Below are 11,855 nucleotides of genomic sequence, written 5' to 3' on the forward strand. Positions count from 1 at the left end.
CCATCCCCATTCATCATCTATCTGTCTGTTATCTCTTCATTCCAACCCCTCTCCTTTTTTTAAATAGCATCTCAAACAGTAATTACATTCAAATTAACAAATAATTAATTCAAATGATTGAGAATTAATTAACATTTTATTACATTTACTATACACAATCTTAAATACATTTTATTATGAAAAAACTAGTTACTTCCTTTAAATTTATCGCTGTATTATCGGTATTAACCTTCAGCAGCTGTAGTGATGATAACAACGAAATTACAAAACAGGAAACCGTTCAGGCTAAAATCACCACTGCTGATCTTAAAAAAGAGACCACTCCTACTTCACAGACTGTTCCTGATGTTGTACAGATTCAACTGAGCGAATCTCAAAAGAACCTTGAAAAATATCTGAACAATGACCTTCAGATTGCCGGTGTGAATGTAATCGGAAAAATCTCAACTCAAAAAGGAATCGAACTGTCTCAACATCTTATTTCTGATAAAGATCAGTTTATTGCTGTGGGAAACCTTATGGATCTTTCTACTGTAAAATTGGGAAGAATTGGTGATCTGTATACAGGAGATGATCTTAGCACTGCCCAAACCGGATTAAAAGAAATGGTAACTGAAGAAATAAAAACAGGAACCAACGTTATGGAAGTAATCTGGAGCAATAAAAATGGAAAGTTTACAACGCTTTGCTTTTATAATGAATCAGGAATAATCTGGGATAATGTCCTTGGAAGCCTTACCATAATGGATACAAGAGGTACCGCCGAAGACTCTAATGCAGGAGCAACAGCAAAAGTGGCCTCTAAATGGTACAAGGAATGGTGGACTGCAAAATGGCTTTGGGGATCTAAAAGAGGTGAAGCAGGATATCAAATCACCATTTATTATACAGGCTCAAGTGTTTCCAATGCTGATGTAAATGACTGGTCCAACATCAGTTTAGGAAAGGCAAAAAGCGAAAGCAAGATCACTAAAAGAACAGGAGCTTACGGACAATGTCAGTATGCACTGGGTCTCTGTACTCCAACCGGTTCTTTAAGCTTTAATGCAAGTAAATTTTCAGTATCATTTTCAGGACTTGGAAGCAATATTGTAGCTAATGGCACAAAATCCCTCTATCCTTAAGCTATCAAAACATAATCCTACTATACTCATTACATTAATAATACAATCTAAACAATAAGATTATATCTCAGAAGGATTATAAAATTCATATTTAATCTTAAAAAATACAATGAAAAAAGCAAACATTATTTTCGTACACGGACTTTGGGCTGACGGCTCTGGTTGGAACAAACTTATTCCCACTTTATTAAAGGATGGCCACAAAGTAATTTCCGTACAAAATCCATTAACAACTCTAGAGGATGACGTATTAGCTACCCAAAAGGCGTTGGCAAGAGTGGAAGGCCCAACAATCTTAATAGGTCACTCATGGGGCGGAGCAGTAATCACTGCGGCAGGAAACGATCCAAAAGTAAAAGGACTGGTTTACGTTGCCGCACTAGCGCCTGACGAAGGGGAAAGTTTAGGGGAGCTTTCAGAAAAGTATCCCGCCGAAGCGTCAAATCACCTTGAAATTGCAGATGGCTTAATATGGATGGGACTTGAGGGAATGCAAAAGCACTTTGCAGGTGACCTTCCACAGGAGGAAACAGCATTGATGTACGCTACTCAAGGGCCTGCCTCCATAGCTTTATTTGGAGCACAGATAACAACAACACCTGCATGGAAAGAAAAACCAAACTGGTATATTATAGCAAAAAACGATCATACCATCAACCCTGAATTGGAACATTTTTTTGCTGACAGAATGAAAGCTACTACAATTGAATTGGAAAGCAGCCATGTTCCTATGATCTCACAACCGGATGCTGTATTAAAAGTGATTAGAGATGCAGCTACTTCTATACAATAGATCATTAAATTTCGTTAGAATTCAAATTATTAAAAAACCAAAGGGAGCGTGCTTCCTTTGGTTTTTATTTTTTTTAAAATTCTTTAAAATATTATTACTCTATTTTCTGCTTTAATAGATCAACTGCATTTTTTTTCAGCCCAAAAGTTTCTCTTAATATTTGGTATAACTGCTCGTTGTTTTCTACTATAACCGTTTCTTTTTCTCCAGTTCCCCGTCGTATATTTAATGTGTGGCCAGCGAGGGTATAACGTGCATTTTCATCTACTTTTGAAAGAATAAGGTTCTTTTTAAAATTGGATTCCGGGTAAGTAGAAAGATACCAATTGGAAATATCCAGATCCAGAGGTTCTACACGCTCAAGTTCAAACCGATATACTGGCAGCCAGTTTTCTCTTTGAGTCCAAAGTGTATAAGCTCCGTTTTTCTGTGAAATTTTAAATTGTTCATTAGGTGTCTGTTGAGGCTTTTCCTCATTCAGAAGTAAAGGTCCGGTAAGTGTCGCTGTTCCAAAGCCACAGTCTACAAGGTATTTCTGAGCATTTAGTTCTACAATCAGTAATAAGTGTGTTCTGGCGGAGCTGCTGTTTTCGTCTTTTCGCCACAACACTCTGCCCAACTGCAATTCTACTGTAAAGCCGATATATTTCAAGATTTCACTCAAAATCAGGTTCTGTTCATAGCAATAACCGCCCCTGGATTCAACGATTAATTTCTGAAAAATATCTTCGGGATCCAATGACGGCACTGTTCCTGTATAAGAATCTATATTTTCAAATGGAATATACTGAGGATGCAACTGATGAATATTTTTTAAAACCTCTATATTCATTTCCAAATTTCCCGAATAGTGAATTCTTTTAAGGTATTTTTCTAATTTTAATTGGTTCATAATATTCATTTATAATTCTTTTTTTAAGATATTTTTGGTGAAAACCCAACGGTCTACTGATAATTTTCCTCCACCTTCCATAAGCAAAGTTACAACTATTCCAATCGCAAGAATATCAAACTGACATCCCTCTCCTTTTTGGGTACCCAGCCAATTCATAAAAAAACCGTTATCCAGATGAGAAGAAAACATAATTCCAATCAGTAACCCTATAAATGATAAAGCCCAGAATCTGGTTGCCCAGCCCAATAACAGTGATATTGATCCCAAAAATTCTACCAAAATTACTGTACTTGCAACCATATAGGGAAGCTGCAAATTTTCTGTGAAAAATTTCATTGTTCCATCCCAACCCATTCCTCCAAATAACCCCAACGTTTTTTGAAGCCCATGAGGTATAAATACAATACCTACAGTCCACCTTAGCAAGGTTCCGGTCCAGGTATTATTCGTTTGAAAAATTAAATGTTTCATGTTAATTAAAAGAATAAAAAAGTTATAATAAAAAATGTATATTTCAATGAAACAGCCTGATCGCAGCAAATACTCCAAAATTCTGTTTACTTTCCTTAAAAGGTCCATAGTGATCCCAATTGGCACCAAGCCCAAAAGTGAGAAGTTTATAACTTACCCCAAGCCGAAGCATCAGATAACTGCGTGCGTGTGCTCCATCTTTTATAGTTTCTGAATAAAGAGCCTGAATTCGTGAATATCCTTTCCAATTTTCGTTGATTGAAGGTTTATATTCCAATAACATCATACCTTCTGCTATACTTTTTTCAGAAAACCCAATAAATCTGGGATTGAAAATGAGTAAAAATTCGGGGGTACTTAATGAATATAATATTCCTGCTGTAGGCCTAAGTCCTGTAGTAGGAGTATAATGCATTCCACCCAATACCCGGATATTCTTAATCACTTCAAAAGTTAGATTTGCCTGAATCATGGCATCATTGGAATGCTCTTCATTCCATTTTGAAGAAATGTTGGCAGCACTAAAAAAACCCAACCCTCTAATATCCTGAAAACCTTTATTGATAGTCATCTGGGTAGCAATTCCTTTATTCCCTGCTAAAGCTTCAAAGGCAATAGGAGAATTGGGAACCTGTTTATTATTTTGAGAGAAAAATAATAAGGGCATTAAGCCAATACTGAAAAGTAATATTTGTTTCATTTTCTAAGCCATCGTAATTGTATTTGCAAAATTCTCAAATACAACAAGATCAGGTTAGAACATATGCATCCATTACCAGGATAAATCAATCTTTTTTTTATAATCTGACGGACTTAGACCCGTGTGCTTTTTAAAAAGACGAGAAAAATAAGAAGCATCATCTATACCTAAGGCCACTGCAACTTCAGAAACAGTATATTGAGGTAAAGACAGCAAAGCTCTAGCCTCCATCACAAGAGCTTCAATAATAATTTCGGAAGCCGTTTTTCCAGTTGCTTTTTTTATTGTTTTATTCAAATGATTAGGGGAAACATTAAGCAGATCAGCATATTCTTTTACAGCATGTAAATTCTGAATCCGACTTGTAATTAACCTCCTAAATTTCAACACAACAGTTTCATTAGCTGATAGATACTCTTTCGGAAGCTTTTCTATAAAATGCCTGATCTCTCCCAATAAAGTAAAAAGATAAAGCCTAACCAGTTCCATACTATCACTGGTTATATACAAGCTCTCCATCTGCTTCAGGATCAGAAAAATCCTCTTCTCATGTTGATCATCCAGATAAAGTGTAGGATTGTTTTTAATCTCTGCATAACTCAGAATATCCTGCAAATATTTCAATCCTGGGCCTTCTGCAATAAAATCGTCGGAAAAATGACAATAGAAACCCTCAATATCCGGTGTGTTTTTAATGAATGTACGGATCTTATACGGAGGAAGAAGAATGATCATATTTTCCTGTACAGTAAACGTATCTGAACAAACCATTTTTTCAAGAAATCCTCTTTTGATAAACACAAAATCGTTTACCGTTTTGCGGTGTGGCTGAGAGGGAGTTTTTGCTTCACTAAGCACCTGAAGTGGCTCTATAAAGAATTCATTCAACCCTTTTTTCTGCATAGCCTTTCCTGCCCAATCCAGATTAAGGATCGTATTAAATTCATCCGGTTGGTATTGAGGAATACGTTTCACATCTTAAAAATAATGATTTTTATCCCTCCTTCCGTTAAAAGTGAGATTTATTAAATCTTTCCATTTTTCTTAAAAGCAGAGTATGTAATCACCACACTAATGGTCATTAAGATAAATGCCAGGAAGAATGGCGCTCCTGAAAATTTGAATGGTGCTTCATCATGGGTGAAGAAATAGAACAGATTGGTCATCATAGGCGGGCCAATAATAGAAGTTGCACTCATTAAGCTGGTTAATGCTCCCTGAAGCTCCCCTTGTTCATTAGAAGGGACACTTTTTGTAATCACCGATTGTAAAGCCGGACCACAGATTCCCCCCAGGCAGTAAGGAACTAAGAAAGCAAACATCATCCAGCCTTCCGAAGCAAAAGCAAATAATAACAGCCCTACAGCATACATCGCCAGGCCATAATAAATACTCTTCTGCTCTCCCAATCTTGGGGTAGTCCATCTGATCAGAAGTCCCTGTACCAAACCAACAAGCAGACCAACAACCCCTAATGAAATCCCGACCATTCTTTCTGTCCAGTTAAATTTATACATCGTAAAAAAGCTCCAGTTACTCTGTACAGCATGCCCTGCAATATAGATCAGAATCAATGCAGTGATCAGTCCTGAAATTTCTGGGTGCTTCCCTAAGAATTTAAAAGACCCTACCGGATTGGCACGTTTCCAATCAAATTCTCTTCTTTTATCTTTATCTAAACTTTCAGGAAGAATAAAGTACCCATAAAGGAAATTAAGAAGACACAATACTGCTGCTGCATAGAAAGGAACTCTTGCACCATAATGCCCCAGAACTCCCCCCAGAACAGGTCCTATAATAAATCCGAGACCAAAAGCGGCTCCTATCAGTCCAAAGTTTTTAGCCCTGTCTTCATCATTGGAAATATCAGCAATATAAGCGCTTGCCGTAGTTACACTTGCTCCGGTAATCCCAGCAATCACCCTTCCCAGGAAAAGCCACCAGATAGTTGGAGCTAACGCCAGGAAAATATAATCCACCGCAAATCCGAAAAGAGAGATCAGAATAATAGGCCTTCGCCCGTATTTGTCACTCAGATTACCTACCAACGGAGAAAAAATAAACTGTGTAAATGCATATGCAAATCCCAGCCAGCCTCCATATTTTGCAGCTTCACTGATATCTGCATGAATCAACTCTTCAATTAATTTGGGAACAACAGGAATAATGATTCCCCATCCTGTAATATCAATCAGTAAAGTAATAAATATAAAGCCTATAGCTGCTTTTTTCTTTGAATTTTCCATGATGATGCAAAATTAATCAAATCTTAAAAATAATGGTTCTAAATTTCACTACGTTAAAGAAGTATAATATTGAACAACAGAATTATATTAAAAGACCTGTTGTTTTTGTATTATTTTCAACAATCTAAAAGGCCGAAGATTAAAGATATGACAACCATAAAATAAAAAGACCTGATTTCAAATGAACATGAAACAGGTCTTTTTTATTATTAAGTTGATATATTACTAGTTACTATTAGGTTTTGCAGTGATCATACGGTTAGTGATGATGCATTTGATGAGGCAACTCTTCTTCAAGGTAACCTTTACCACATTGCTATACTGATAAGCCGTAACATCTCCATTAAGAGTTGATCTTACTCCACGGCGGTAATATGTGGTCTGTGTCACTGCCGGCGCGTCATACGTTGCAGAAGTAGCATTAGTGATGTTTGTAAATGTTACATTATCTGTTGAGCTCTGCCACTGATAGCTTGCTGTTCCTGTTAACTGAGCCGCTGCAGTTTGTGTAAATGCTGCCGGGTCACTGCTGATATCCAGACAAACTGTTTGATCAGCTCCAATCGTTCCGGGATTATTCACTGCATTTACAAAAAGTCTTCCGGGATTCGAGTTCGCCTGGAATGAACAGGTATAGAAGCTGGATTTAGCGAACACTCTATACTGATTATTGTTGAATCCTGCAGGGATATTATTAATGTTAAGCGTTGAACTGGTAACATTACTATAATTACCTCCATTGGTAAGATTCGCCCATGTAGAACCGTTTAATATCTGCCATTGGTAAGTAACATTCGCAGGAGTTTCATCAATATCTGTATTGCTTATAACTGCTGTCATCGTAGTGGATCCTCCCACAGGAACTGTTCTGTCTGAAGGTTGAGACAAATAAGTCATAGGATCTATATAATATTCTGAAAGGATATTGTAAACCTTCATTTCATTGAATGTAAAGCCAATTCCAAAGTCTGAATAAGACAGTCTGATTTCATCCCATGCAACAGTAGGCATTACTTTAATAATTTTTCTAGACTGGCTATCCCCAAAATCAAAGAAAAAGTGTCCTCCAACCGGAGTTGAATACACCTCCTGTCCGTTATTAAAGAATCTGAAACTAGCATCATTGAAACTGGCATTAAAATTAAAGCCTTCAGAAGAGAAATCTATATATACAGGCTTGTTTGCCGGAAAGTCACTTCCGGTTGTTCCCACACTGATATAAATAGGACATATCCCAGCTCCGATTCCAGGTTTAAGGGAAGCATATGAATTGACATCTATATCTGTCATATTATTGGCATTAGCTGCCACTGCTCCCACCTTTAAACAGGGGGGAAAGATAGTAATAAAATTAGCATACTGAGCGGAAGTATTAGTATCTAATAATCTCCCACAACCGCCCATAGGCAGGGAAACCATTTCCTGAGAAATCATTTTATTTGATACTAAGAGGCATAATGCCATAAAAATGTACCGTAGTATTGAATTTGTTTTCATCACGAATAATTTTAATCTGTTATTGTATACGAAAGGATACTCATCCTTAATTGAAGGATGATGCTAATGACTGTATGTCACTTAAAATTATTTGATTACAAATACAATATTCACGAAGGAACAGGCTGTGGCTGTTCCTACCACATCATAGCGCAGGATTCCATTAGCATCAATGCTTACATTCCTTAAGACACTGCTGTCAAAATCTGTTACATAATAGTACAGATCGCTAGCATTTAGAAAGAAAGGAATGGCTGCAGGAGCTCCTGTACTGGTGACTTTCGGAGTTGAAAACTGTGTCTTGTACAATTGGTATAGATCCAATGTCCTACCCGTACCTAGCGTAGAAGTATCAATGCTGATAGAGGGCATGTAGAAGAACTTAACAATGTTTCCACTGATGGGAACCCAGTTTGGGGCTGCAGGTGTTCCGATGTTTTGGGTTAATGCCTGTCTTTTCAGATCATAAACCAACAGCCCATTTGCTGGAGTGGCTACTGTAGTAAGATCAGAAATTCTGGGGATTAATACACCTTTATTAGTGCTGGTAACATCTAAAGCAGAACTTTTATCCGGGTTAGATATCCCAATCCCTGCCTGTGCAGAAATAGCGCTACCGACACAAAGTGCCGCAGCAACGAATAATTTTTCGAATTTCATTTTTGTTTTGTTTTTTGTAAATATATAATAATTTGCTACATAATTCCATATTTTTTTATTTTTTTTTAACTAAAATTATTATTTGTGCATAAACATCAAAAAATGAGTATTATTAAGGTATTACACGAAATTTTTAATCTCTAAAATTTGATTTATTCACGAATAATTCTACTTTATGTTAAATTCGATCATTTTTAACATGCAAAAATTGTTTAAAAATGCACAAGTTGGGAAATGTATTAAAAATAAGTAATGGACAATAAGAAGAATATTGATTCACAGCAAGGCAATATTATATGACATCACAAAAACAATATAATCTTACAGGTAAAGTTTCTACAAATCAATGAAAGAACAATATGCTCGAAACGAAAAGGAAATAAAAAAAGCCTTTCTTTCGAAAGGCTTTTACTAATTTATTGTAGTTTGTATTATTTTGAAGCAAGCACTTCTTTTTCGGAAGTTGTTTTTCCGTGTACCTCTTCTTCTTTTCCTTTCTTAAGGAAGTCATAGGCAATTGCCGATGCAATAAAGATAGATGAGTAAGTACCGAATCCAATACCGATTAACAGAGCAAACATGAATCCTCTCAGATTATCACCACCGAAGATGAAGATCGCAAGGATCACCAAAATCGTAGTGAATGAAGTGTTGAATGTTCTACCCAAAGTACTTGAAATAGAGTCATCAAATAATCCAGCTAATGTTATAGATTTCTTCTCTCTCAGGTATTCTCTAATTCTGTCGAAGATAATCACCGTATCGTTGATTGAGTATCCTAATACCGTAAGGATCGCAGCAATGAAATCCTGGTTGATCTCCATGTTGAACGGCATATATTTGTGAAGTAATGAATACGTTCCTAAAATAATAACCGCATCGTGGAATAATGCTGCTACAGCACCTAAAGAGAACTGCCATTTTCTAAATCTGAATAAGATATATAAGAAAATACCTCCTAATGCAGCCACTACAGCAAGAATACCGTGTGTCTGAATATCATCAGCTACTGTAGGTCCTACTTTTTCAGATGAAATGATACCAGCGTGATCTTTGTCTGCAGATTTGAAATCATTTAAGGTAATATTAGAAGGAAGATCTCCTTTTAATCCTTCAAATAGTTTCTGCTCAATTGTTTGGTCAGCTTTTAAAGATTCATCTTCAATAAGGTAATCTGTAGAGATTTTCAACTGTTTAGAGTTTCCGAAAGTCTTAGCTTCTACAGAAGAGTTCTTACCATCTTCAGTTTTAAATAGTTTTACTAATTTTTCTTCAACATCATTAGCATTAACTTCTTTATCAAATCTTACTACATAGTTTCTACCTCCTGTAAAGTCGATACCGTATTTAAATCCGTGAGTAACCATAGATATAATACAGATTACCGTTAACACAGCAGAGATAATGTAAGCATATTTTCTTTTTCCAATGAAATCGATCCAGGTATTTCTGAATAAGTTCTTCGTAGGAGGAGTCCACACAGAAAGATGTTTACCTTTGTTCAGTCTGCTGAAGATCATTACTCTTGATAATAATACAGAAGTGAACAATGTCATGATAATACCGATCATCAATGTCAATGCGAAACCTTTAATAGGCCCTGTTCCAAAGAAGAACAATACAACTGCAGTAAGTAATGTAGTAGAGTGACCGTCAATAATCGCACTTAATGCGTGTTTGAAACCGTCTTTATAAGCTTCTAAGATGCTTTTACCAGCAAATAATTCTTCTTTAGTTCTTTCATAGATAATTACGTTCGTATCTACCGCCATGGCCATCGTCAATACGATACCAGCGATACCAGGAAGCGTAAGAGTAAAATCTCCGGAATCCATAATTCCGAAAATATAGAATAAGTTAATTACCATTGCAATTACAGCGTACACTCCGGCACCACCGTAATAGAAAATGATATAAACAATGATAATTAGGAATGCGATTGCAAATGAAATCATACCTGCGTCGATAGATTCCTGTCCTAATGACGGACCTACCTGAGTAGCCTGAACTACTTTAGCACCAGCAGGTAATTTACCAGCACCTAACACGTCTACCAGTTCTTTAGCTTCCTCCTGAGAGAAGTTACCAGAAATCTGAGTTCTACCGTTAGGGATAGCATTTACAACGTTTGGAGCAGTATATACTCTGTTATCAAGAGTTACAGCTACTGGCTTCCCAACGTTTTTCTCCGTTAAAGTTTTCCATTCTTTTGCTCCTTTAGAGTCCATCTGCATATCTACAACTACTCTACTCAATTCGTCGTAGCTGATATTTGCAGTTTCTACCGCACCGTCTACCGGAGCTTTCTGGTTGATGTTACTTCTGATTGCATACAATACTAAATCATCAGGACTTGTAGCTTCAGGTTTGTAACCCCACATGAACTGTGTATATTTAATGTTTGCAGGACGTAAAGCCATTCCTACTTTGCTGTTCAAGATTTTGTTTACAGCAGCTGTATCAGACAATTTTACGTTAGCAACACCATTACTTCTTAATTTGTCAAGCTGTAAAAGGTTCATGAAGTTCACATTTTTTGCAACTCCCATAGAATCTCCTTTTGCAGCAACCATAGTTGTTAATGTCTGGAAATAAGGTGCTACTTCAGGAACCTGCTGTACTTCCCAGAACTGAAGTTTTGCAGAAGTTTGAAGCATTTTCTTTACCTTATCGATATCTTTCATACCAGGCATCTCTACAGAAATTCTAGCTGTACCAGGTACTCTCTGAACGTTTGGCTGGATCGCTCCAAGCTTATCAATTCTCGTTCTGATTACCTCGAAAGCTGTTCCTACAGAAAGATCAATTCTTCTTTTAACAATACTTTTTACCTGCTCATCAGTAGTGTTGTACTTGATTTCAGATAAAGTTGTGTTTCCGAAAAGTTCCGGGTCAGCAAGCTTTAGGTTCGTACCTTTTGCTTTGTTAATCGCATCGAACTGTTCAAAGAAATTGTCGATGTAAGATTTTGTTGAGTTTTTCTGAGCTTCATCAGTCTTATTTAAAGCCTCAATAAGAACAGGATTGGTAGAGTAATTGGTTAAATCATTAACCAAATCTCTTTGGTTAATTTCCAATAGAACGTTGATCCCTCCTTTTAAGTCAAGACCCAATTTCATTTCCTTGTCTTTAGCTTTTGAATAATAAAGCTTTGTATACCCAAGATTAAGAGTATCTTCTTTGATTCGCTTGATCTCTTTCTCGTTTCCTTTCGCAGCTTCGATCTGCGATTCAATTTTGCTGGCGTACCAGGTTGGTAATAGCTCGTTTAAGCAAATCAACCCCAGGACAATAGCAACAATTGTAATAAGCCCTTTTCCTTGCATTTTGTTATAACTACGTTAAATTAAGTCGGCAAATATAATGATTTTCTTGTATTTTATGAATTTTTAACAACAGAAATGGTTTATTTTCAGATATATCAGCATTCTGATTTCTATTTAAGATTTAACAATTATTTCGTGGTATC

At 36.4% G+C, this 11,855-nt stretch carries 10 protein-coding genes; 2 read left to right on the forward strand and 8 right to left on the reverse strand.

The window, feature by feature from the left end; translation table 11 throughout:
- Window positions 1-176 precede the first annotated feature (176 nt).
- Together WH267_RS08560 and WH267_RS08565 are read left to right on the forward strand one after the other, a co-directional pair.
- A complete protein-coding gene (locus WH267_RS08560; protein WP_340007366.1) occupies window positions 177-1,124 on the forward strand; it encodes a hypothetical protein in 948 nt (315 codons plus the stop codon).
- A gap of 109 nt (window positions 1,125-1,233) precedes the next feature.
- On the forward strand, window positions 1,234-1,917 hold the full coding sequence (locus WH267_RS08565; RefSeq protein WP_115972315.1) for an alpha/beta hydrolase: 684 nt from the start codon (window positions 1,234-1,236) through the stop codon (window positions 1,915-1,917).
- Window positions 1,918-2,011: 94 nt separating this feature from the next.
- Here the strand turns inward: WH267_RS08565 and WH267_RS08570 are convergent, their stop codons facing one another.
- From WH267_RS08570 to secD, 8 genes are all read right to left on the reverse strand, one after another.
- Window positions 2,012-2,809, reverse strand: coding sequence for an arylamine N-acetyltransferase family protein (locus WH267_RS08570; RefSeq protein ID WP_340007369.1), 798 nt, complete (start codon window positions 2,807-2,809; stop codon window positions 2,012-2,014).
- 9 nt (window positions 2,810-2,818) lie between these two features.
- Window positions 2,819-3,283: a DoxX family protein gene (locus WH267_RS08575; protein WP_115972317.1), complete on the reverse strand. Its 465-nt coding sequence runs from the start codon at window positions 3,281-3,283 to the stop codon at window positions 2,819-2,821.
- Window positions 3,284-3,326: 43 nt separating this feature from the next.
- Window positions 3,327-3,983, reverse strand: coding sequence for a hypothetical protein (locus tag WH267_RS08580; protein ID WP_340007371.1), 657 nt, complete (start codon window positions 3,981-3,983; stop codon window positions 3,327-3,329).
- A 72-nt stretch (window positions 3,984-4,055) separates the two neighbouring features.
- The gene (locus tag WH267_RS08585; RefSeq protein ID WP_340007373.1) at window positions 4,056-4,958 is read right to left on the reverse strand and encodes a helix-turn-helix domain-containing protein; all 903 of its coding nucleotides are present in this window, start codon (window positions 4,956-4,958) and stop codon (window positions 4,056-4,058) included.
- 50 nt (window positions 4,959-5,008) lie between these two features.
- Window positions 5,009-6,229 (reverse strand): TCR/Tet family MFS transporter, encoded by a 1,221-nt coding sequence (locus tag WH267_RS08590; RefSeq protein ID WP_123319674.1) that lies wholly within the window; start codon window positions 6,227-6,229, stop codon window positions 5,009-5,011.
- Between the two features lie 225 nt (window positions 6,230-6,454).
- Window positions 6,455-7,726: a hypothetical protein gene (locus WH267_RS08595; protein ID WP_340007376.1), complete on the reverse strand. Its 1,272-nt coding sequence runs from the start codon at window positions 7,724-7,726 to the stop codon at window positions 6,455-6,457.
- Window positions 7,727-7,813: 87 nt separating this feature from the next.
- Window positions 7,814-8,386: a hypothetical protein gene (locus WH267_RS08600; RefSeq protein WP_340007379.1), complete on the reverse strand. Its 573-nt coding sequence runs from the start codon at window positions 8,384-8,386 to the stop codon at window positions 7,814-7,816.
- Between the two features lie 431 nt (window positions 8,387-8,817).
- Window positions 8,818-11,712, reverse strand: coding sequence for a protein translocase subunit SecD (gene secD, locus WH267_RS08605; RefSeq protein WP_340007381.1), 2,895 nt, complete (start codon window positions 11,710-11,712; stop codon window positions 8,818-8,820).
- Window positions 11,713-11,855 lie beyond the last annotated feature (143 nt).

This window comes from Chryseobacterium sp. MYb328, assembly GCF_037572595.1.
GTDB lineage: Bacteria > Bacteroidota > Bacteroidia > Flavobacteriales > Weeksellaceae > Chryseobacterium > Chryseobacterium pennae.